General features: G+C 50.7%; 26 protein-coding genes. 25 read left to right on the top strand and 1 reads right to left on the bottom strand.

What is annotated here, in order from left to right; genetic code table 11:
• Window positions 1-3: 3 nt before the first annotated feature.
• The 14 genes from BR02_RS0103490 to prmC all read left to right on the top strand — a co-directional run bounded on the left by BR02_RS0103490 (window position 4) and on the right by prmC (window position 12,953).
• Window positions 4-1,617 carry a CTP synthase gene (locus BR02_RS0103490; protein WP_031514234.1) on the top strand — a complete coding sequence of 538 codons (1,614 nt, stop codon included), beginning with the start codon at window positions 4-6 and terminating at the stop codon, window positions 1,615-1,617.
• A 142-nt stretch (window positions 1,618-1,759) separates the two neighbouring features.
• Entirely contained in the window at window positions 1,760-2,674 is a 915-nt protein-coding gene (gene sppA / locus BR02_RS0103485) for a signal peptide peptidase SppA (RefSeq protein ID WP_207640976.1), read from the top strand.
• A gap of 13 nt (window positions 2,675-2,687) precedes the next feature.
• Entirely contained in the window at window positions 2,688-3,416 is a 729-nt protein-coding gene (locus BR02_RS0103480; RefSeq protein ID WP_051688108.1) for a Yip1 family protein, read from the top strand.
• Window positions 3,417-3,492: 76 nt separating this feature from the next.
• Window positions 3,493-3,855 carry a response regulator gene (locus tag BR02_RS0103475; protein ID WP_031514223.1) on the top strand — a complete coding sequence of 121 codons (363 nt, stop codon included), beginning with the start codon at window positions 3,493-3,495 and terminating at the stop codon, window positions 3,853-3,855.
• A 103-nt stretch (window positions 3,856-3,958) separates the two neighbouring features.
• Window positions 3,959-4,651, top strand: a complete 693-nt coding sequence (locus BR02_RS0103470) for a hypothetical protein (RefSeq protein WP_031514221.1) — start codon at window positions 3,959-3,961, stop codon at window positions 4,649-4,651.
• Between the two features lie 112 nt (window positions 4,652-4,763).
• On the top strand, window positions 4,764-5,618 hold the full coding sequence (locus BR02_RS0103465) for a class II fructose-1,6-bisphosphate aldolase (RefSeq protein WP_031514219.1): 855 nt from the start codon (window positions 4,764-4,766) through the stop codon (window positions 5,616-5,618).
• 60 nt (window positions 5,619-5,678) lie between these two features.
• The gene (fsa, locus tag BR02_RS0103460) at window positions 5,679-6,329 is read left to right on the top strand and encodes a fructose-6-phosphate aldolase (RefSeq protein ID WP_031514217.1); all 651 of its coding nucleotides are present in this window, start codon (window positions 5,679-5,681) and stop codon (window positions 6,327-6,329) included.
• Between the two features lie 43 nt (window positions 6,330-6,372).
• A complete protein-coding gene (locus tag BR02_RS0103455; RefSeq protein WP_051688106.1) occupies window positions 6,373-6,876 on the top strand; it encodes a DUF2062 domain-containing protein in 504 nt (167 codons plus the stop codon).
• A gap of 80 nt (window positions 6,877-6,956) precedes the next feature.
• Window positions 6,957-8,237 carry a transcription termination factor Rho gene (rho, locus tag BR02_RS0103450; protein ID WP_031514214.1) on the top strand — a complete coding sequence of 427 codons (1,281 nt, stop codon included), beginning with the start codon at window positions 6,957-6,959 and terminating at the stop codon, window positions 8,235-8,237.
• A gap of 73 nt (window positions 8,238-8,310) precedes the next feature.
• Window positions 8,311-9,216 (top strand): M23 family metallopeptidase, encoded by a 906-nt coding sequence (locus BR02_RS0103445; RefSeq protein WP_031514212.1) that lies wholly within the window; start codon window positions 8,311-8,313, stop codon window positions 9,214-9,216.
• A 50-nt stretch (window positions 9,217-9,266) separates the two neighbouring features.
• On the top strand, window positions 9,267-10,508 hold the full coding sequence (locus tag BR02_RS0103440) for a radical SAM family protein (protein WP_031514210.1): 1,242 nt from the start codon (window positions 9,267-9,269) through the stop codon (window positions 10,506-10,508).
• A 98-nt stretch (window positions 10,509-10,606) separates the two neighbouring features.
• Window positions 10,607-10,807, top strand: a complete 201-nt coding sequence (gene rpmE, locus BR02_RS15020; RefSeq protein ID WP_084170918.1) for a 50S ribosomal protein L31 — start codon at window positions 10,607-10,609, stop codon at window positions 10,805-10,807.
• Window positions 10,808-10,971: 164 nt separating this feature from the next.
• Window positions 10,972-12,039, top strand: coding sequence for a peptide chain release factor 1 (gene prfA, locus BR02_RS0103435; protein ID WP_031514208.1), 1,068 nt, complete (start codon window positions 10,972-10,974; stop codon window positions 12,037-12,039).
• Window positions 12,040-12,062: 23 nt separating this feature from the next.
• Complete coding sequence (gene prmC, locus BR02_RS0103430) at window positions 12,063-12,953, top strand: peptide chain release factor N(5)-glutamine methyltransferase (protein ID WP_051688105.1); 891 nt, start codon at window positions 12,063-12,065, stop codon at window positions 12,951-12,953.
• Here prmC and BR02_RS0103425 read toward each other — a convergent pair.
• Window positions 12,913-13,608 carry a nickel/cobalt transporter gene (locus BR02_RS0103425; protein WP_031514205.1) on the bottom strand — a complete coding sequence of 232 codons (696 nt, stop codon included), beginning with the start codon at window positions 13,606-13,608 and terminating at the stop codon, window positions 12,913-12,915. The genes prmC and BR02_RS0103425 overlap by 41 nt on opposite strands.
• Window positions 13,609-13,720: 112 nt before the next feature.
• Between BR02_RS0103425 and BR02_RS0103420 the strand changes: the two genes are divergently transcribed.
• The 11 genes from BR02_RS0103420 (at window position 13,721) to wecB (ending at window position 22,548) form a co-directional block, all read left to right on the top strand.
• On the top strand, window positions 13,721-14,779 hold the full coding sequence (locus tag BR02_RS0103420) for an L-threonylcarbamoyladenylate synthase (RefSeq protein ID WP_031514203.1): 1,059 nt from the start codon (window positions 13,721-13,723) through the stop codon (window positions 14,777-14,779).
• An 80-nt stretch (window positions 14,780-14,859) separates the two neighbouring features.
• Window positions 14,860-15,396, top strand: a complete 537-nt coding sequence (locus BR02_RS0103415; RefSeq protein WP_031514200.1) for a manganese efflux pump MntP — start codon at window positions 14,860-14,862, stop codon at window positions 15,394-15,396.
• A gap of 24 nt (window positions 15,397-15,420) precedes the next feature.
• A complete protein-coding gene (locus BR02_RS15840; RefSeq protein WP_031514198.1) occupies window positions 15,421-15,894 on the top strand; it encodes a low molecular weight protein arginine phosphatase in 474 nt (157 codons plus the stop codon).
• Between the two features lie 57 nt (window positions 15,895-15,951).
• A complete protein-coding gene (rpiB, locus tag BR02_RS15835) occupies window positions 15,952-16,422 on the top strand; it encodes a ribose 5-phosphate isomerase B (protein ID WP_031514196.1) in 471 nt (156 codons plus the stop codon).
• Between the two features lie 63 nt (window positions 16,423-16,485).
• Window positions 16,486-17,727 (top strand): serine hydroxymethyltransferase, encoded by a 1,242-nt coding sequence (locus BR02_RS0103400; RefSeq protein ID WP_031514194.1) that lies wholly within the window; start codon window positions 16,486-16,488, stop codon window positions 17,725-17,727.
• A gap of 86 nt (window positions 17,728-17,813) precedes the next feature.
• Window positions 17,814-18,254 carry a deoxycytidylate deaminase gene (locus BR02_RS0103395; RefSeq protein WP_031514191.1) on the top strand — a complete coding sequence of 147 codons (441 nt, stop codon included), beginning with the start codon at window positions 17,814-17,816 and terminating at the stop codon, window positions 18,252-18,254.
• A gap of 145 nt (window positions 18,255-18,399) precedes the next feature.
• Window positions 18,400-19,131, top strand: a complete 732-nt coding sequence (locus BR02_RS0103390) for a DeoR/GlpR family DNA-binding transcription regulator (protein ID WP_031514189.1) — start codon at window positions 18,400-18,402, stop codon at window positions 19,129-19,131.
• 39 nt (window positions 19,132-19,170) lie between these two features.
• Window positions 19,171-20,205 (top strand): type I glyceraldehyde-3-phosphate dehydrogenase, encoded by a 1,035-nt coding sequence (gene gap, locus BR02_RS0103385; protein ID WP_031514188.1) that lies wholly within the window; start codon window positions 19,171-19,173, stop codon window positions 20,203-20,205.
• 84 nt (window positions 20,206-20,289) lie between these two features.
• Window positions 20,290-20,838, top strand: coding sequence for a GerMN domain-containing protein (locus BR02_RS0103380; RefSeq protein ID WP_031514185.1), 549 nt, complete (start codon window positions 20,290-20,292; stop codon window positions 20,836-20,838).
• A 181-nt stretch (window positions 20,839-21,019) separates the two neighbouring features.
• Complete coding sequence (locus tag BR02_RS0103375; RefSeq protein ID WP_031514183.1) at window positions 21,020-21,331, top strand: MazG-like family protein; 312 nt, start codon at window positions 21,020-21,022, stop codon at window positions 21,329-21,331.
• A 68-nt stretch (window positions 21,332-21,399) separates the two neighbouring features.
• Window positions 21,400-22,548, top strand: a complete 1,149-nt coding sequence (wecB, locus tag BR02_RS0103370; protein WP_031514182.1) for a non-hydrolyzing UDP-N-acetylglucosamine 2-epimerase — start codon at window positions 21,400-21,402, stop codon at window positions 22,546-22,548.
• Window positions 22,549-22,757: the final 209 nt, after the last annotated feature.

Below are 22,757 nucleotides of genomic sequence, written 5' to 3'. Positions count from 1 at the left end.
GTTATGGCCAAGTATATCTTTGTTACGGGGGGTGTTGTGTCTTCCCTTGGTAAAGGCATAACTGCCGCTTCGTTGGGCCGCCTTTTAAAAAGCAGGGGCCTTAAAGTAGCAGTTCAAAAACTGGATCCTTATATAAATATAGACCCCGGTACCATGAGTCCATACCAGCATGGCGAAGTTTATGTCACCGAAGACGGTGCAGAAACTGACTTGGATTTGGGCCACTACGAACGGTTTATTGATATAGATCTCACCCGCAGTAGTAACGTTACCACCGGGGTTATTTATTGGTCAGTTATTAGCAAAGAACGCCGGGGTGATTATTTGGGGGCCACCGTGCAGGTAATTCCCCATGTAACCAATGAAATTAAAGAGCGTGTACTTAAACTGGAAGAAGAGGGGAACCCGGACATCGTAATTGCCGAAATAGGGGGTACAGTGGGCGATATTGAGTCCCAACCCTTTTTAGAGGCAATTCGGCAGTTAAAAAGCGACCTGGGTAAAGACAAGGTGATGTACATTCACGTTACCCTGGTACCCTTTATCAGTGCAGCCAATGAACTTAAGACCAAGCCCACCCAGCACAGCGTAAAAGAACTGCGGGGCATTGGTATTCAACCGGATGTCATTGTATGCCGCTCTGAACAGCCCCTCTCCAAGGAAATGGAAGAAAAGCTGGCCCTCTTTTGCGATATAGAAAAGGAAGCCGTGATCCAGGCGGTGGATTCCCATTCAATATACGAAGTGCCTTTAAGATTAGAGGATGAGGGCCTGGCAGATATAGTAATTGAGCGATTGAATTTAAAGGTGGGCAAGCCTGATCTTACCGAATGGAAAGACATGGTGGACAGAATGAAAAACTTGCGTTGGGCCACCACCATTGCCCTGGTGGGTAAATACGTATCGCTGCCCGATGCTTACTTAAGTGTGGCCGAGGCCCTGCGCCATGCGGGTTTGCACCACGGCACAGCCGTTGACATTAGATGGATTAACAGCGAGGACCTGGAGCGTATGCCCGTGGCCGACTACCTGGGGGATGTGGACGGCATATTAATTCCCGGCGGCTTTGGCCAACGGGGCATTGAAGGAAAAATAAATGCCATTCAATATGCCAGGGAAAACAAAATTCCCATGCTGGGCATTTGCCTGGGCATGCAGTTGGCGGTGGTGGAATATGCCCGCAACGTCTTGGGCTGGAAGGATGCCAACAGTTCAGAATTTGATGCCCAAACCGGCCACCCGGTAATTGATCTCTTACCGGAACAAAAGGATATAAATAAAATGGGCGGAACAATGCGCCTGGGCCGCTATGAATGCACCTTGAAACCCGGCACCCTTGCCCATCGGGCCTACGGCCGTGAAACAATTGCGGAGCGGCACCGCCACCGCTACGAGCTAAATAATCTTTACCGGTCCCAACTGGCAGAAAAGGGTATGGTCTTTTCCGGCATACTGCCCGACAAAGAACTGGTGGAAATAATAGAACTGCCGGATCACCCTTGGTTTTTAGCCACCCAATTCCATCCGGAATTTAAGTCCAGACCCTACCGCCCACATCCGCTCTTCCGCGACTTTATCGGAGCGGCCTTAAGATACCGGGGCGATCAGAATAACTAAAAGACACAAAGCAGCTTTGGTAAAAACTCAAACTTACCAAAGCTTTTCTTTTATCTGTAACCCTTACAAATATTTACAAACCATGTTTAAGGCAGTGATTACATAAGCTAATGGAGAGCCATTGATAAGGAGGTTATCAATATTGAAAAAAATTGTCACAGGAATAATTGCCCTAGCGGTGGTAGTGTCACTGCTTATGGCCGCATTTAACAAAGACACACCGGAAACCAAATCGGCCCACAACTCGGGCGAAGAAGCGGTGGGGGTAATAGATATCACCGGCACCATTGTCAGCGGCGGCAGCGGCGGCAGTGGTTTCGGCCAACTGCAGTCGGGTTCACAAACCATAATCAACCAGCTGCAGGAGGCAGCCGATGACCCCAGCATAAAGGCAGTGGTGCTGCGGGTTAACAGCCCCGGCGGCACTGCGGTGGGCTCAATGGAAATAGGCAACCAAATAAAACGCCTGCGCCAAACCGGCAAACCGGTGGTGGCATATATGGCCGAAGTTGCGGCCTCCGGGGGATATTGGATATGCTGCGAGGCAGACCATATTGTGGCCAACCCCAGCACCATGACCGGCAGCATAGGGGTAATTATGGAAACAGTGGACCTGCAGGGTCTTTACGAAAAGCTGGGCATAGACAGAAACACCTTTAAAAGCGGCCCCCACAAGGACATGGGCTCAGATGCCCGCCACCTGACAGACAAAGAGCGGGAAATATTTCAAAGCATGGTGGACGATATTTACCAACAGTTTTTAGACGTGGTGGTTGAAGGGCGCAAGATGGAAGCGGAGCAGGTGCAGGAGCTGGCCGACGGCAGACTGTTCACCGGCCGCCAGGCAGCGGAATTGGGCTTAGTGGATCAGCTGGGCGACATGCAAGATGCCATTGATGCCGCTGCCCAAATGGCAGGAATAGAGCAGCCCGATGTGGTAAACTTAACCCCGAGAACAATTTGGGATGACCTTTTATGGCCTTTGTCAGCGGGCAATATACTTTCGCCCCAAGGCTTGGACCTCATTAAATACCGCTTAATACTAATGCTACCCTAAGGGAGTTGATATTTTGACGGAGAATAAAGAACTTCACCCCATGGAAGACCAAGCACAGCCCTTTGAGGATAACAATGGACAGGTGGAGCCTCCCCAACAGGCACTTACAGTGTACGACTTGGTTTACGGCATACTCTTTGACCCGGTAAAAACATACCAAAGGGTGGCTGAAAAACCACCGGTAAAGCTCACCCTTATTTTAATTCTGGGCGTCAACTTTGTGTTGGCACTGATGTCAACCTTCTTTATACAACAAAGTCCCCTGGCCCACGAACTTGCCATCGATCAGATGGCCGGCAGCCTAATGCAATTCCTGGAGGCTGCGGCACCCATGATGGCCATGGGGGCCTTTATCTTAAACATACTGCTGTGGTTTTTCTACAGCGCCCTGCTGCACCTAATTGCTGAATTTTACGGGGGCCGGGGAAGGGCGCTCACCTCCTTTACCGTGTACGGTTTAGCAGGACTGCCGGCGGTACTGATGCTGCCCATACAAGGCTTAGAAATTCTTCTTCCTCAATCGGCTGCCGTTGATACCCTCTCAGCCCTTGCATCCATTGCCATATACCTGTGGGGAGTGGTGCTGTTAACCATTGGCCTGAGGGAGGCACATAAATTTACCACCGGCAGGGCCTTTGCGGTGGTTGCCACCCCCTGGGCTGCGGGTGTGGTATTTGCACTGATATCCCTGCTGGTATTGGCCGGTTTAACCTCAACTTTTTTAACCCAAATAAATATCTAGCAGCGGTTTGCAGGTTTTTTGCCAATAATGACGAAATATGGTAAAGATAAATGGGAGATGCTTGGGAGGTGGAATATTGCACGCTCAAAAAACACTGCTAATAGTAGACGACCAGCCCGGAGTCAGAAGGCTCCTTTATGAAATTTTTAAGGGGGACTTTTGCATAGAGGAGGCTGCCAGCGGTGCAGAGGCATTGGAAAAGCTGCAAAGGATTACCCCTTCCCTGGTGCTGCTGGACATGAACATGCCCGGCCTCAGCGGCCTGCAAACACTGGAAAAAATCAGGGATATGGATATAGAGGTGCCGGTGGTGATGGTTACCGCCTCCGGTGAGACAGAAAATGTTAAAAAGGCAGAGCAGCTTGGGGTAAAGGATTACCTGTGTAAGCCCTTTGACATAGAAAAGGTTCGCCGGCTGGCAAAGGAATATATAAAATAAGCAATATAATTTTGTTAGAAATACTAATAAAGAAAAGGAGTTTATGCATAAACGGCGAATATTTTACTTAAAGTTGCAGATAAAGATAGGAGGTCTGCGGGCAATGCTTATTAACACCAGCACTGTACTGGCCATGAGATGTCCCCAATGCGGAAAACTAGAATTTCATATGCTGTCCCGTTTTGCTTTCTCCGGCCGTCGGCAGCTGGAAGTGAAGTGTGCCTGCGGCGCCGTCCTGTTAGTTGCCAGCAAAAAACGAAACGGCTTTTATGCACTGCAGTTACCCTGTGTAATTTGTGAGGTGAAGCACCAGCGCCAGATTACCGGGTCTAAATTGTGGTCACAGCAACTGATCAACCTTTATTGCCAGGAAACAGGCGTTGAATTGGGACACCTGGGACCGGATAAAAAGGTGCGTGAAGCTGTAAAGAACCATGAATACGACCTTGAAAAGTTAATTGATCAGTTCGATAACGACGATTACTTTAATAATTCGGGCATAATGTACGAGGTGCTAAACTGCTTACACGATATAGCTGAAAGAAACGCCCTCTACTGCCAGTGCGGCAATGACTCCATAGAGGTGGACATATTCCCCGACAGGTTGGAATTGCAATGCAAAGATTGTGATAGCATTAACATTATCTATGCTGAAACCGAAGAAGACCTAAGGGTTATTAAAGAGGTGGAGTATATCGAGCTGGCCAGGCATGGTTTTAAGTGTTTAGATAGCTTAGCTAACAACGGCACCAAGCATAAGCCGAAAAAAAAGTGCCGCAAACGCAACAAACATTAAATAAAGAGCCAGTATTTAGACCATAATAAGATGACCGATTAAACATGCTCGAACAAGGTTCGGGCATTTTAATTATCTTAGTAGGGAATAAAAAACAAAGGGGGAAAATATAATGGCATTGGTGACAGTTAATGAATTGCTACAAAAGGCCGAGGCCGGGAAATACGCAGTGGGAGCATTTAACTGTAACAACATGGAAATTGTGCAGGCAATTATAGCTGCGGCCGAGGCAGAAAATGCCCCGGTTATTATTCAGGCCAGCCAAGGTGCCATTAAGTATGCCGGTTTAGAATGGATAGTGGGCATGTCAAAAATAGCGGCGGAGCAAGCAAAAATACCGGTGGCCCTACACCTGGATCACGGCACCAGTTTTGAGCAGTGTGTCCAGTGCATTAGGGCTGGCTTTAGCTCAGTGATGATTGACGGTTCACAATACCCTCTGGAGGAAAACATAGAGCTTACCAACCGTGTATTGGCGGTGGCCAGACCGGTGGGGGTATCGGTGGAGGCAGAACTGGGTAAAATAGGTGGCACAGAGGATGATATTACCGTAGATGAAAAAGACGCCATGTACACCGACCCCGAGGAAGCAAGGGAATTTGTAGAACGTACCAATGTTGACTCCTTGGCGGTGGCCATTGGCACTGCCCACGGTCAGTACAAGGGAGAACCCAAGCTGGACTTTGAAAGACTGGAAAAAATTAAGTCCCTGGTTAAAATACCCATCGTACTGCACGGCTCATCGGGAGTGCCCGACGAGGCCATTCAAAGGGCCATTTCTTTGGGCGTATGCAAGGTGAACATCGACACCAACATCAGGGAAGCAATTACCGGTGCCATCCGCAAGGTGCTAAATGAAAAACCCAATGAAATAGATCCCAGAAAAATAATTGGCCCGGGCAGGGAAGCTGCCATAGAAGTAATAAGGGAAAAAATCAGAATATTTGGCTCAAGCGGTAAAGCTTAGCCTTAGCCCCAAGGCCGGGCTAAGGCTAAGGCAATTATGAGGTGAGGGGTGATTTAGGCTTTGAAAATTTTTCTGGATACTGCAAATATAGACGAAATTCGGGAATGTTATCAATTGGGCGTTATCTCTGGCGTCACCACTAACCCTTCGCTGATAGCAAAGGAAGGCAGGGATTTTGCCCAGGTGGTAAAAGAAATAACCGACCTGGTTAAGGGCCCCATTAGCGCTGAAGCTGTAAGCCTTGAACCGGATAAAATGTTGGCAGAAGCAATACAATTGGCTGAAATTCATCCTAACATAGTGGTTAAACTGCCCATGAACGAAGCGGGCCTGAAAGTAACCAAGGAGTGCAGGGAAAGGGGCATAAAGACCAACGTAACCCTGGTGTTTTCAGCCAACCAGGCCCTGCTGGCCGCCTTGGCAGGTGCCACCTATGTAAGCCCCTTTGTGGGCCGGATAGATGATATCGGCCACGACGGAATGGATTTAATTTATGATATAGTTACAATCTTCAACAATTACCAATTTAAAACAGAAATTATAGCTGCCAGCATTAGACATCCCCTACATGTGCTGCAATCTGCCAAGGCAGGTGCACACATTGCCACCGTTCCGCCTAAAGTATTAAAGCAGATGATTAACCACCCCTTAACAGATGCAGGTATAGAAAAATTTTTGGCCGACTGGGCCAAGGTGCCGGGCCAAAACTAATACACCTGTCCACCTGTAAGTAGATCCAGGGGAGAGAGCCCCAGTGTTAAAGGAATTAATAGAGAAGTATCGACAAATCTTTATTGAAAGATATAATAAACTAATGAGCCTGCCAGATGCACCCCACAAAATCGCCGGTGGAATGGCGGTGGGCGTTGCCATGCTCTTTTTACCAATACCGATATTCGGTTATCCCCTTGCCTACTTTGCAGCCTGGTTGATGGGTTTTAACGTTATTGCAGCCCTGCTGACATTAATCCTCTTTAAATGGGCCGCACCTTTTTTCTTTGCCCTTGACGTAATAGTGGGTTCTTTACTGCTAACCGGCAAACCGGTGCCCCTATACCTTTTTACTTCCAACCTTGAATTTGCCAGTGTAAATACTTGGTTAACGCTGGGCAAAACCATGGGGCATCCCCTTTTGGTGGGTGCAATTGTGAACACAATAGTGGTCTGCACCCTGGTCTACTTCATTTCCCGCAGGGTGCTGCAAAAGAAAATAACCCTGACCCAAGCGGGGCAAGGCAGCCGGTTTATAAGAAAATAAATTGTCATCGGCATTAAGTAAATATGATGGGAGATTTGAGAATCTTGGATGTAAACATCAATACTTTAGAAAGCAAAACCATGGTAGAGTTGTACAAGATAGCCCGGGCCATGGAATTACCGGGCTATTATAAACTGCGCAAAAAAGAACTGATTTTTGAAATTCTAAAATACAAAACCAAACAGGAGGGTATAATTCAAGCCCAAGGGGTGCTGGAAAAACTGCCCGACGGCTATGGTTTTTTAAGACCCTTTAAGTACCACCCCAGCAATGATGACATTTATGTATCATCATCCCAAATCAGAAAGTTTGACCTGCGTACAGGGGACCGGGTATCCGGCCAGGTGCGCAGACCCAAGGAAGGCGAACGCTACTTTGCCTTGCTGAGGGTGGAAGAAGTAAACGGCGATCCCCCTGAAATATCTCCAGAAAGACTGCACTTTGACGGCTTAACCCCCCTTTACCCGGAAGACAGAATTTCCCTGGAGCTTAGCCCGGAGAAAAGAAGTACCCGTATTATTGATTTAATTGCTCCGGTAGGCAAGGGGCAGCGTGGTTTAATAGTGGCCCCCCCCAAGGCGGGCAAAACCACCCTGCTAAAAGAAATAGCCAACAGCATTTCCCAAAATCACCCGGAAATAGAAATGATGGTGCTGCTAATTGACGAGCGGCCGGAGGAAGTAACCGATATAGAGCGCTCAGTGAACGGTGAAGTGGTGGCTTCTACCTTTGATGAGCCGCCTGAAAACCATGTAAAGGTGGCAGAAATGGTGCTGGAAAGGGCCAAACGCCTGGTGGAGCACAAGCGGGACGTTGTTATTTTAATGGACAGCATCACCCGGCTGGCCAGGGCTTACAACCTGGTGATACCCCCCAGCGGCAGAACCCTGTCCGGCGGCGTTGACCCGGCTTCCCTTCACAAGCCGAAAAGATTTTTCGGTGCTGCCCGCAATTTAGAAGAAGGGGGCAGTTTAACGATACTGGCAACGGCCCTGATTGAAACCGGCAGCCGCATGGATGACGTTATTTTTGAAGAATTTAAAGGCACCGGCAACATGGAATTAATATTGGACCGCCGCCTGGCCGAACGCAGGCTCTTCCCGGCCATAGACGTACAGCGCTCGGGCACCAGGCGCGAAGAATCCCTGCTTACCAAGGATGAATTGGAGTGGGTTTGGGGATTTAGAAGGGCTTTCAGCAACGCCAACCCCTGGGATGCCCTGGAAGTTCTTTTTGAACGCATGAAAAACAGCAAAACCAACAGCCAGTTGGTTCAGGCCATGCTGCAGCAGAGAAAAAAGGCCAAGGCCATAGTGCCCAGCTACCCCCCCACCCGTAAAATGGTGACCAACGACGATTAAAACAAATAATGAATAGCCCTCCCAACTAATGGCAATAATATAACTAACTATTGTCATTATGAGGTGAGACTAAATGCTATTCAAAAGAACAGTATACTTACTGGTGCTGGTGCTGCTAATGGGCTGCTTTAGCCCCGCTGCCCATGCCCGGTTAGATGAAATGATTATAAAAAACAAACCCTATGGCGTTAACCGTGTAAATTATCAACCGGAAACAGCGCCGGCAGGGGTGTCCCGGTCCGGCACCACGGTATACCGGGTAAAACCCGGCGACACCCTGTGGGATTTGGCCAATAGGCACGGCATATCGGTGGCCCGGTTGGCTGCAGCCAACGGCTTAGACAGCGAAAGCCGGCTCTACGTTGGACAGGCAATCGACCTGCCCGGCGGACAAACCAGCCACACTGTAAAGGCCGGTGAAAGCATTATAGCCATTAGCCAAAACTATCAGGTGCCGGTGCAGGAACTGCTGCGGGTCAACAGGATCAGCAACCCCGACTACCTGCAGGTGGGACAAACCTTAACCATACCGGCTGCCGGGGCCGGCCCAAAAGCAGCTGCCGCCGCTGCGTCGGGCAGCACCGCCATGCCCTTTTTTGCCATGGACTGGCCGGTAAAGGGTAGAATATCTTCCCCCTTTGGTATCCGGGATGAAGGCCGGCCCCACCACGGTGTGGATATTGCCGCCGACCAGGGCGCACTGATTAGGGCAGCCCAGGGGGGTAGAGTGGCCTATTGCGGCTATTACGGCGACTACGGCTACACGGTAATTATTGATCACGGCGGAGGCATACGCACCCTCTACGCCCACTGCTCCGCTCTGCTGGTTAATTCAGGCCAGTATGTGCAAAAAAATGATCCCATAGCAAGGGTGGGCAACACGGGCAGATCCTTTGGCCCCCACCTGCACTGGGAGGTTCAATACCAGGGAGTGCCCTTTGACCCCCTGCTCTGTATTGAACTGAACTCCTACGCCTAGGACTTATAATTTAAAACTTATAATTCAAAATTTAATAAAGGGAGACCGCCATGTACAAACTACTCTTTGCCAACTCCAGGGGAGAGTTCTTTGACTACCCAATCCAACCGGTGGGCCGGACCGGGGAAATGTTTGTGGAAATAATAGATGAAGACCTGATACCGCTGCCGGAAAGTGCGGGGCTGGTGATGCTGCCCCAATCCCACCCCATTGGTATTAACAAGAAGGGTGACTTTGTACTGCTCAAGGAAAACCCCTACGGCCCGGGGCCCGCTTATCCGGTGGGTGCAACCCTGCCCCAGGGCTACAGCCGTACCCTCCTGCCCGGCTACAGGCGGGCCGGCAAGAAACCGTTGCCCCTACTGGGCTACGCCGCGGTGGTGCTGAAGGATGAAAGACTGTACGTGGCCGCCATGCAGACGGACGAAACGGTAAAATGGAATCCCCGCTATTACAGCACCGAAAACCTGCCCCGCCTAATTGACCGGCGTTTAGAAAAATACCCCCAAAACAGAATTCTGCGGCATCTGGCCCACTGTTCAAGGGAATACCAATGCTTTACCGCCCAAAACATATTTTACCAAAGGTGGGAAGGGGGCCTGCCCGTATCCCCCGCCTGCAATGCCCGCTGCCTGGGCTGTATATCGGAGCAGCCGGCGGAATGCTGCCCCTCGCCCCAATCCAGGCTAAACTTTCGACCTACCGTTAAAGAGGTGGTGGAGGTGGGGGCAGACCACCTGGAACAGGCCGCCGATGCCATCATTTCCTTTGGCCAAGGCTGCGAGGGTGAACCGACCATGGCAGCCGATACCATTGCCCAGGCCATAAGGCATATGAGGGCCCTGACGCCCAAGGGCACCATAAATATCAATTCCAACGCCGGCTACACAGGGGGAATTGAAAAAATAGCGGCGGCGGGCTTAGACTCCTTAAGGGTAAGCATCATCAGCGCCAATGACCAAATTTACCGGGCCTATTATCGCCCCCGGGGCTACACCCTGGATGACGTAAAAAAGAGCATAAAACTGGCCAAGGGAAGGGGAGTATTTGTTTACCTAAACCTTTTAACCTTCCCCGGATTAAACGACCTGCCCAGTGAAACCCATAGGCTGTTGGACTTCATAAAGGAAACCGGTGTGGACCTGGTGCAGATAAGAAACCTGAATATTGATCCCGACTACTTGCTGGAAAAACTACCCCTGCCGGCGGAGCAGCCCATGGGTATCGGGCACTTTATAGCCGCCCTAAAGGAAGAGGTGCCGGTGGGCAACTACAGCAAACCCCTTCGCTGAACCTGTGAAAAAAAGTTGCAGATAGCGGTAGAGTGTGCTAAAATAACTAAGTGTGTATTGACCGACACTGTATTTTTAAAGGTTAAGAGGTGAGTTAGATGAAGGAAAAGATCCATCCTCCATACCATGAGGCTAAAGTAAGCTGCGTATGTGGAAACACCTTTAGCACTGGTTCAACCAGGAAGGAAATGCGTGTAGACATTTGTAGCAACTGCCATCCATTCTATACCGGATCGCAGCGTATGGTAGATACAGGTGGTCGTGCTGACAAGTTCCGCAAAAAATATGGCCTAAAGTAACAGTGAGCAGGTAGCAGAGCAGTATGCTCTGCTATTTCTTTACAATGCCTAATAATAAATGGCACCTTAGATGTAACACATTTCATATCAGTTGTACCCTGCGGGTATGGCTTGTCATATTAAGTTGCCAATGCGGAACACCGTATTGGAGGAAGGTGAACAAGATGCTTGACAAACTGGCCGGTCTTGAACAAAAATACGAAGAATTAAGTGTCTTAATAAGCGACCCCGAGGTAATTGCCGACCTCAACCGTTGGCAGCAGTACGTTAAAAATCACTCGGAGTTAGAAGAAATAGTAACGGTCTACCGGGAATACAAAAAGGTAGTGCAAGAGCTGGAAGACACCGCAGAACTGCTTAAGGAAGACCTGGATGCCGAAATGCAGGAAATGGCTGAGATGGAAAAGCAGGAACTGGAAGAAAAAAAGGAAGACCTGGAATCTCAGCTCAAGCTGCTGCTCTTGCCCAAAGACCCTAACGACGATAAAAACGTTATTGTGGAAATTCGTGCCGGTACCGGCGGTGAAGAGGCGGCCCTATTTGCTGCCGACCTATTTCGCATGTACAGCCGCTTTGCCGAGGAACGGGGCTGGAAGATCGACATTATGAACACCCACTATACCGATATGGACGGTATAAAGGAAATAACCTTCATGGTGGAGGGTAAAGGGGCATACAGTGCACTGAAGTACGAAAGCGGCGTGCACCGGGTGCAGCGGGTGCCCACCACCGAAAGCGGCGGGCGCATTCACACCTCTGCCGCAACGGTGGCAGTGATGCCCGAGGCAGAAGAGGTGGAAATTGAAATTAACCCCAACGACCTGCGCATTGACCTGTTCTGCTCCACCGGGCCGGGGGGGCAGTCGGTAAATACCACCCAGTCGGCGGTGCGCATCACCCACCTGCCCTCCGGCATTGTGGTATCCTGTCAGGATGAAAAGTCCCAGCACAAGAATAAGGATAAGGCCATGAAGGTGCTGCGGGCGCGCCTGTATGAAAAAGCCCAGGAGGAACAGCGGCAAGAGATTGCCAGCGCCAGAAAGTCCATGGTGGGCAGCGGTGACCGCAGTGAGCGCATCCGCACTTACAACTTTCCCCAAAACAGGGTTACCGATCACCGGGTGGGCCTGACCCTGCACCGGTTGGGCGAAGTACTGCAGGGCCGCCTGGATGAAATAATAGAAACACTGACCACCGCAGACCAGGCTGAACGCCTTAAAGAGGCAGAGTAAGTAATTCAAAAGAGGCAAATTAAATGACCACAGATATTAAAACAGCCCTGGCAGAAGCCAGGGCTTTATTGCAGGCAAAAAACATAGAACACCCCCGCCTGGAGGCGGAAATACTGCTGGCCCATGTGCTGAACTGCAGCCGGGCCTCCCTTTACGCCCGGGCGGATTTAATCCTCGACCCGGTGCAGGTGCAGGGCTACCAAAGCTGCCTGGACCGGCGGATAGAGGGTATTCCCACCGCCTATATACTGGGCAAGAAGGAATTTATGGGGCTGGACTTTAAGGTAAGCCCGGCAGTGCTCATTCCCCGGCCGGACACGGAGCTAATGGTGGAAAGGGCCATTCACCTGGCCAAGCAGGTGCAGCGGCCGGTAATGGCAGACGTCGGCACCGGCAGCGGGGCCATAGCCATCAGCACCGCCCATTTTGTACCCCAATTAGAGGTGCTGGCGGTGGATATCTCGCCGGAAGCCCTAGAGCTGGCCCAAGAAAACGCCGTCACCCACCGGGTGAAGCGGCGGGTAAAGTTTTTGCAAAGCAACTTGCTGGAGCAGTTGATTAAGACCCGGCCCCCCAAATCCCTAGACCTGATCACCGCAAACCTGCCCTACATACCCAGCGGTGACATGGCCGGCCTGGCCAAAGAGGTACAAAGGGAGCCAAAACTGGCCCTGGACGGTGGCCCGGACGGTTTAGATTTATACAGGCAGTTAATACCCCAGGCCCGGCAGCTGTTAAAAGCCGGCGGCCACCTCTTAATAGAAATAGGCCCCGGCCAGGGTGACGGCGCCCTGGCCCTGTTTGAGCAGCCCCACTGGCAGGCCAAACTCTACCGGGACCTGGGAGACAGGGAACGCTTGGTGGTGGCAGGGCTCACCGGCCCAGCAAGGCCCCCAGGGCCCCGTAACAGGTAAAAAAGCCAATGGCTGCAATTATCAGGCCGCTTAGCCGGCTCAGATTGGACCAGGCCCTGTTGCTGATTAAGTTACCGGCGCCCTGGGATAACTTTAACAGGAGCAAACCCACAGCAATTAAGGATATGGCCCCGCCTATGCCAAAGGCCACCACCAGCACCATGCCGCTTACCACCGCCCCGGCACTGATGCTCATTAAGAGCACCGCCAGGGCGCTGGGGCAGGGTATCAAACCGTTGGTGAAGCCCACTAAAACCAGGGTGGGCCAATCCACCGTTCCGCCGGCAGGCGGTGGCGAAAAAGAGTGCCGGCTGCCACAGCCGCAGCCACAGTCCGGCGTACGGCGAAGGGCCATGCGCAAACCAATGCAGGTAATCAATAGGCCGGCCACAAGCTTTAACCAAAGCTCCATGGTGGCATCGGACATCCCTCCCTGGCCCGCTGCCGCCCCCAGCACCCCGTGGGCCGCCAGCGACATCAGCACAATTACCATGGTGTGGGTCACCGCCGACATCAAGCCCAATACCACCGCATGTATGGCCCGGCCCCGGGAAAGCACCAAATAAGCCCCCATAATGCTTTTGCCGTGGCCGGGTTCCAGGGAATGCAGTGCCCCGATGCCGAAGGCGGAAATAAGCATAAGAGTAAAACTCATTAAAAAGACCCCCAAGAGGACAAATCTATGCTTATGCATATTTAACCGGCATTGGTTTTATGACCGCATATTTTGTGATATACTACTGCACTAGAGATGGGAGTGGCAGATTATGTCAGAATTTAACACCCGGCACTGGAAGATAGAGGATCTTTACGGTGACCGAGGTGCAATTGAGGCAATAAAAGAAGCAGGGGAAATTATTCGCCGGGGTGGCCTGGTGGCCTTCCCCACCGAAACGGTCTACGGCCTGGGGGCCAACGCCCTGGACGGCAGGGCGGTGGAGAAAATATTTAAAGCCAAGGGCCGGCCGGCCGATAATCCCTTAATAGTACATATTTGTGAGCGGCAGCAGATGGGCCAAGTGGCAGTTTACCACAGCCCAAGTGCCCGGGAGCTGACCGAGAAGCTGATAGATGCCTTTTGGCCCGGGCCCCTTACCCTGGTGCTGCCAAAAACCGATGCGGTGCCCAAGGAGGTCACCGCCGGTCTGGATACCGTTGCGGTGCGCATGCCCAATCATCCGGTGGCCTTAGAGCTTATTGCAGCTGCCGGGGTGCCGGTGGCCGCCCCCAGCGCCAACCTTTCGGGCAGCCCCAGTCCCACCACCGCTGCCCATGTGATGGAGGATTTAAGGGGCCGCATCCAAGGGGTGCTGGACGGGGGCCCGGCTGACCTGGGGGTGGAATCCACCGTCTTAGATATAACTGCCCCTGTACCCACCGTCCTGCGCCCCGGCGGGGTCACTGCCGAGCATTTAAAGCAGGTGATCGGGCAGGTGAGCCATGGGGCCGGGGCGGAAAAACCCCGCTCCCCGGGCTTAAAATACAAACACTATTCCCCTAAGGCCAGGCTGGTGCTGGTGGAGGGCGACGGGGACCCGGTTGCCCCTACCCAAGAGTTAATTAGTCGCCATTTAAAAGAGGGCAAAAGGGTGGGTGTGCTTGCCAGCCAAGAAAATGCCCCTTCTTACGGTGGGGCAGTGGTGTTGAAGTACGGCAGCCGCAGTGATTTTGCCGGGGCTGCAGCCACACTGTATGCCGCCCTGCGCCAATTTGACGCCCTGGGCGTAGACCTTATTATAGCCGAGGGGGTAGCCGAAAGGGGGCTGGGCCGGGCGGTAATGGATCGCCTGCGCCGGGCGGCAAACGGAAATATAGTAAAAACCTAAGGCGCTAATACTTTACAAATTACAAACATAAAATAGATCTATATTTACAAAACCATGGCTTTAAGTTTAGGAGAGCTTAAATGACAATTTTAATGCTGTTGCTGCTGGCGGTGGCCCTGGGGGCCGATGCCATATCCCTCTGTGTGGGCATAGGCATGGCCGGCATTAGACGTAAACAAATATACCTGCTTACTTTCACCATTGGGATATTCCACGTGATAATGCCGGTGGCCGGCTATTATATTGGTGAAGTGGTGGGGGGCTACCTGGATCGCGCCGCCGCAATTATTGGGGCCTTAATTTTAATTTACCTGGGCGTGCGCATGATTAAAGAGGTGTTTAGCGAAGAAGGCGAAACTCAAATACTGCTGACCAACACCTGGGGCCTGATTGTGCTGGCCGGCAGTGTCAGCATGGATGCCCTGAGCGTAGGTTTTACCCTGGGTGTGAAGGATGTAAACCTCATGCAGGCGGCCATTATATTTGGTCTGGTGGCGGGCCTGATGACCTACTTAGGGCTGACCTTTGGCAAATTCATTGGCAGCAAGATTGGCAACAAGGCCCAATTGTTTGGGGGCCTAATACTGATCGGTATCGGCATTAGCTTTCTGTTCTAACGGCTATTAAGGTGGTGTTAAAGAATGAAAATACTTTTTGTATGTACCGGCAATACCTGCCGCAGCACCATGGCCGAAGGCCTGGCCAAGGCGCTGGCAGAGGAAAAATACGGCCATATGGATATTGAAATATCCTCTGCGGGCACCTGTGCCATCTCCGGTGGCCCGGCCACAAAAGAGGCTGTGGAAGCCTTGAAGGAAAAAGGTATAGATATCAGCAGGCACAGTTCAACCGTCATTACGCCGGAATTAATCAAAGAGGCAGACCTGGTGCTTACCATGACCTTGGGGCACCGCCAACAGGTGCTGCAGATGGTGCCCGAGGCGGAAGAAAAAACCCATACCCTGGGGGAATACGCCGGCATCCCCGGAGACATATTGGATCCATATGGACAGGCCCTGCCCATATATCAATCCTGCGCCGGCCAACTGGAACAGTTAATCGCAATGGCTTTTAACAGAATGATAAAAGATGCAGGAAAAAGCAAAAACATGTAGAAATAAAACTTCTTATTGGCATATCCTATAATAATTCCACAAGGGGTGTAAAAAATCTTGAAAATAGCCATTGGCAGCGATCATGCGGGATACGAGCTAAAATCCGAAATAATAAAATACCTTAATACCTTTGACGGCCTTGAAATTGAAGACCACGGTACATATTCCGACCAATCCGTTGATTACCCGGACCTTGCATTAAAGGTGGCCGAAGCCGTGGCCCGGGGAGATGCCCAACGGGGCATTGTTATTTGCGGTACCGGCATAGGCATCTGCATAGCTGCCAACAAGGTGCCCGGCATCAGGGCGGCCACCTGTCATGATAAATACACCGCCCAAATGAGCAGAGAGCACAATGACGCCAACATCCTGGCCTTTGGCTCTCGGGTAATACCTGCTGAAACTGCAAAGGAACTGGTTAAGGTATTTGTAGAAACCGATTTTGCCGGTGACAGGCATGCTCGGCGGGTAAATAAGATAAGCGATATCGAAAAAAAATACAATCCAAATAAGACCTGTTGCAGATAAAGAGCCAAGGACACTTTCAATGGCTTGGGTATGCAGCAACGGTATCAGAGAGGGGAAAACAAAGTGGTAAATGTAAAACGCTTAGCGGAAACTGATGCTGAACTTTACGAGGCCATATCAAAAGAAATCGCCCGCCAGCGGGGTACCATAGAATTGATCGCCTCTGAAAACTTTGTCAGCAAGGCAGTGATGGAAGCCCAAGGCTCCGTTCTTACCAACAAATATGCCGAAGGCTACCCAGGCAAACGCTACTATGGTGGATGCGAATTTGTTGATGTTGCCGAAGAACTGGCCAGAAACCGCCTTAAAGAACTGTTTGGTGCTGAACACGTTAACGTGCAGCCCCATTCCGGTGCCAACGCCAACTTTGCAGTGTATTTTGCCCTGTTAAAGCCCGGTGACACCATTTTGGGCATGAACCTGGCCCACGGTGGCCACCTGACCCACGGCAGCCCGGTGAACATATCGGGCACCTACTTTAACATTGTAGCCTACGGGGTAGACCCGGAAACCCACCGCATTGACTACGATGAGGTGCGTGAACTGGCCTTAAAACATAAGCCTAAAATGATAGTGGCCGGAGCCAGCGCCTATCCCAGGGAAATAGATTTTAAAATAATGGGGGAAATCGCCCAAGAGGCCGGTGCCTACCTAATGGTGGATATGGCCCACATTGCCGGTTTGTGTGCCGTAGGCCTGCACATTAACCCGGTGCCCTATGCCGATGTGGTTACCACCACCACCCACAAAACACTACGGGGACCCAGGGGCGGTGCCATACTCTGCAAAGAAGAATATGCCCGGCAAATAGATAAGGCTATCTTCCCCGGCACCCAAGGCGGCCCCCTGATGCACGTCATTGCAGCCAAGGCGGTGGCCTTCGGTGAAGCCCTAAAACCGGAGTTTAAAGAATATCAGCAGCAAGTTATCAACAATGCCCAGGCCTTGGCCAAGGGGCTGACAGACAGAGGTTTTAATCTGGTATCCGGCGGCACCGACAACCACCTGATATTGGTAGACCTGCGTGCCAACGGCGTCACCGGTAAAGAGGCAGAAAAGCTGCTGGAAGAGGCCTTTGTAACAGTAAATAAAAATGCCATTCCCTTTGACCCGGAAAAACCCTTCGTCACCAGCGGTATTCGCCTGGGCACCCCGGCAGTAACCACCCGGGGCTTTAAAGAGGAAGATATGCTGGTGGTGGCGGATATTATAGCCACGGCAATTAATCAAAAGGACAATCCCGAAGCAGTGGAGCGCGCCAGACAAATGGCCAAGGGATTGTGCGAAAAATACCCCCTATACTAGAGGGCGCGATAAATCGCGCCCCTACAAGGGGTTTCGGTATTACAGGGGTTAGATTTATCGAACCCTAAAAGAGGGGGTTTGACAATATGCGCCCGGGATGGGATCAGTATTTTATGGATATAACAAAGGTGGTGGCCTCAAGGGCCACCTGTTTGCGCCGCAAGGTGGGCGCATTGTTGGTGAAAGACAACCACATTTTGGCCAGCGGCTATAACGGGGCCCCGGCAGGATTAAAACACTGCCTTGAAATTGGCTGCCTGCGCCAAGAGCACAATATACCCTCGGGGGAAAGGCACGAACTGTGCCGCGGCCTCCACGCAGAGCAAAACGCCATTATCCAGGCGGCGGTACATGCCGTGGCCATTAAAGGGGCCACCCTATACGTCACCCACCAGCCCTGCGTCCTGTGTGCCAAAATGATAATAAACGCCGGCATAGTAAAGGTGGTATTTGCCGGCAGCTACCCGGATGAAAGGTCCCTGGACATGTTTAAAGAGGCGGGGGTAAAATTAATACATTTTACATAGACTATATTGCCAAGGGCGAACCGAAAGGTTCGCCTTTTTTAGTAGAAAAAATGCCCAGGAATCTGTGCATACCAACAAGATTTTAACAAAAAAGTGTTCACATGAACAGAAAAAAGTGCTAAAATAAACAAAAGGAGGAAGAACATTGACTAGCAAGCGGCGAGAAAAAATTAGATTATTACTGCAAGAACATGGAAACCTAACGGTGGCAGAACTGGCAAAACGCTTTGATGTTTCAGAAATGACCATTCGCCGCGAACTGAAGGTGCTGGCAGATTTGGGGCTGATACAGCGTGAACACGGGGGAGCCCGTTTTCTTGCCCGGTTAGGGGAGGCCGAACGGGAAAAAACTTTTATTGGCAAGTTGGCGGCAGACTTAGTGGCAGCAGGGGATTCTATCATTCTGGACGCAGGAACAACCACCCTGGCGGTGGCCCAATCACTGAAGAAAAAATGCGTGGCCATTACCAACTCACTGCCAATTGTCAATCTTTTGCTAAACCGGCCTGAAATTACCTTGCTGGTAACCGGCGGCGAGGTGCGGGGAACAACCCAGGCCCTGGTGGGGCCCATGACAAGGGAGGCCCTTGCCAATTTCAATGCAGATAAGCTGTTTTTGGCCACCACCGGCCTGAGCATTGACCGCGGCTTATCCACCAACAACATGCAAGAATCAGAAATAAAGCAGAGCATGATAGAGGCAGCCAAGCAGGTGGTTTTGGTGGCCCACAGCGCCAAGTTTGGCCAGGTTTGCTATCACACCTTTGCCCACTGGGACCAAATAGATGTCTTGGTTACAGATTCCCGCCTGGACGAAAACACAGGGCAGCAGCTGGAAAATATGGGGGTTAAGGTACTGACAGCAAAGCTAAGCTAGCACACCGCACAGTCATTTAAAATTTAAGGGGGTAATGAAATGACAGTTAGAATTGCTATTAACGGTTTTGGCCGTATTGGAAGAAATGTACTGCGGGCGATGGTAGAAAGGGGCCTGCTGCAGCAGGGCAGCGCCCTTGATATTGTAGCAGTGAACGACCTTACAGATGCGCAGACCCTGGCCCACTTGCTGGAATACGATTCAGTGCACGGCCAATTAAAGGCCGATGTGGCCTGCACCGATAATTCCCTGCTTATAAAGGGCAAAGAAATACAGGTATTTAAGGAAACCGATCCGGCTAAACTTCCCTGGAAAAAACTCGGTGTGGACCTTGTGATTGAGTCCACCGGCCGTTTTAACACCGGCCCCGCTGCCTCTAAACACCTTGCGGCCGGGGCAAAAAAAGTAATTCTCACTGCACCGGGCAAAGAGGTGGATGCCACCATAGTTATGGGAGTAAACGATGCTGACTATGATGCGGCTAAGCACAACATTATATCCAACGCCTCCTGCACCACCAACTGCTTGGCGCCCTTTGCCAAGGTACTAAACGACAGGTTTGGCATTGTCAGGGGCTTGATGACCACAGTGCACTCTTACACCAACGACCAGCGCATTTTAGACCTGCCCCACAAAGACCTGCGCCGGGCCCGGGCTGCGGGACAGTCTATCATACCCACAACCACCGGGGCGGCCAAAGCGGTGGCCCTGGTACTGCCTGAGCTTAAAGGAAAATTAAACGGCTTTGCCATGCGGGTACCCACCCCCAACGTATCTGTGGTGGATCTGGTGGTGGAACTAGAGACCCAAACCACCGCCGAAGAGATTAACGCCGCCTTAAAGGAAGCCGCCCAGGGGCCCTTGAAGGGCATACTGGCTTACAGCTCCCTGCCGCTGGTTTCGAAAGATTTTAACGGCAATCCCCATTCATCCATAATAGACGGTTTATCCACCATGGTTATGGAAGGGAACCTGGCCAAGGTGGTTTCCTGGTACGACAACGAGTGGGGCTACTCAAACCGGGTGCTGGATTTGGCAATTATGGTGGCTAAATCATTAAAATGTAACAATTAATTCACAGCATTGTAAAAATTGTCTATCGGTCTGTAATGATTCCCCTGTATAATAGAGATAACTAGTTAAGGGGAGGATTCTCAAATGAAAAGAAGATGGCTACCTGTTATTGGTCTGATGTTGGCTGCCCTAATGGTATTTGCGGCGGGCTGCGGTGGAGGAGATAAGCAAGCAGAGCCCCAAGGGGATCCGGATGACAAGGGACAAGATACTCAACAAATAGAAGTGACACTGTACTTTTCTGACGACCAGGCCATGTACCTAGTGCCTGAACAGCGCATTATCGAGGTGGAAAGCGATGACCCAGAGGTGGTGGGCAAGGCAGTGATTGAAGCCCTCATTGAAGGTTCTGACACCCTGTTAAAGACAGTGCCCGAAGAAAGCCAGGTGCTGTCAATTGAGGTGGTAGAAAACGCAGCCCTGGTAGATTTTAACCGGGCACTTAAAGACAACCACTGGGGCGGCTCCACCGGCGAAACCTTTACCGTATACAGCATAGTTAACTCCTTAGCCAAAAACATCGGAGTAAACGAGGTGCAATTTACCATCGAAGGGGAAATAGAAGAAAGCATTTTTGGACATATGCCAACAACAGAACCCTTTACACCAAACTTTGATTTAATAAAAGAATAGTATAAAAGGGCCGACCCTTATTTGGTCGGTCCTTTTATTTTCGACAAACCCTTATGGCCGGATAAAACTGTCAGTTTCATTGCAAAGAATTTAGGGAGGAATTTCTAAAGATTTGCAGAAGATAAGTATTCGTATAGCTTCCAAAAGTTAAGTTGATAATATGTTTATAGAAGGTATGACAATGCAAACCAAAAATGTGGTCCTGCCAAAATTAAATAATCTTTCGCCCACCTTGGAATCTACCGCACTTAAGCTGATGGAGGAAACCGGCGAGCTGGCCCAGGCCATTGGCAAGTTAAGGGGAATGAGCGGCGAAAGGCCGGCAGTTAACGAACAAGAGGCAATGCAGCTAATTGCCCGGGAGTTATTAGATGTGGCCCAAACGGCAGTATCCATGATGTTTGTTTTAGAAGAACAGTACAACATAGATATTTCGGAAATACGGGACCAACACATAGAAAAGTTGGTTAGAAAGGGTTATTTAACGGAATAATCCAGGGTTCGATGAATCGAACCCCTAGGATAATCCAATAATTCAGAAATCCCACAAGGGAGGCTACCATGCTTAAGGTACTTACCGTATTTGGCACCAGACCCGAAGCCATAAAAATGGCACCCCTGGTACTGGAATTACAAAAAACAGAAGGCATACAATGCAGCGTTGCAGTTACCGCCCAGCACCGGGAGATGCTCGATCAGGTGCTGGAGCTTTTTGGTATTACCCCCCAATATGATCTCAACATCATGCAGGCAGGGCAAACCCTGTTTGATATCACCAACCGGGCACTTTCCGGTTTAAAAGAAGTGCTTGAAGATAATAAACCCCAGCTGGTGCTGGTGCATGGCGATACCACCACCACCTTTGTGGCTTCACTGGCCGCCTTTTATAAGCAAATACCGGTTGGCCACGTGGAGGCGGGTCTGCGCACCCATAACAAGTATTCCCCCTATCCCGAAGAGATGAACCGGCAGCTGACCGGGGTGCTGGCAGATTTGCACTTTGCCCCCACGGTCAAGGCCAAGGAAAATTTGTTAAAAGAGGGAATAGACGAGAAAAATATCTTTGTTACCGGCAATACTGTAATAGATGCCCTAAAGTCCACCGTAAAAGAAAAATATATTTTTAATATTCCGGAGCTTGACAGCATAGACTTTGAAAGGCGCCGGGTATTATTGCTAACCACCCACCGCAGGGAAAACCTCGGGGGGCCCATGGAGCAAATCTACCTGGCCTTGAAGGATATAGTAAAGAGCCATGGGGATGTGGAAATTGTATTTCCGGTCCACAAAAACCCGGCGGTACGGCAGGTGGTACAGCGGGTGCTGGGCGATACCGAGCGGGTGCATATTATCGAACCCCTTGATTACCAGCCCTTTATTAACCTCATGCAGCGCAGCTACCTGGTACTTACCGACTCCGGCGGCATACAGGAAGAAGCCCCCTCACTGGGCAAACCGGTGCTGGTGTTAAGAAATACCACCGAGCGCCCCGAGGCGGTACATGCAGGTACGGTGCGCCTGATCGGTACAGACCGGGCAGAGGTACATAAACATACCACTCAACTGCTGGAAAACCGCCAAGCCTATAAAGCCATGGCAGAAGCTGTAAATCCCTACGGCGACGGACATGCATCCCGCCGAATTGCCGGGACACTTTGTTACAAATTTAACTTAAACAATTATCCACCGGAGGAATTTACTGGCATTTAACTACTGGCACTAGGTTTGGGTTTCGCAGCTGTTTTAGTAGGTGTAATTATCGATAAAATACGCAAAAAATTTTAAAATAAATCATTTAGTTATGAAGGAATAACCTTTTTGATGTAGAATTTAACGTATTACAAACAAAAGTTTTGTAAATACAGGAAATAAAGTACACTGAACTAAACCGGCTTGAAACAATTATCACAGCTCCATCT

The sequence above is a fragment of the Desulfofalx alkaliphila DSM 12257 genome (assembly GCF_000711975.1).
Taxonomy (GTDB): Bacteria; Bacillota; Desulfotomaculia; order Desulfotomaculales; family Desulfohalotomaculaceae; genus Desulfofalx; species Desulfofalx alkaliphila.
Note: the sequence above shows the minus strand (reverse complement) of the source record. Positions and strands in the feature narration are given on the sequence as shown.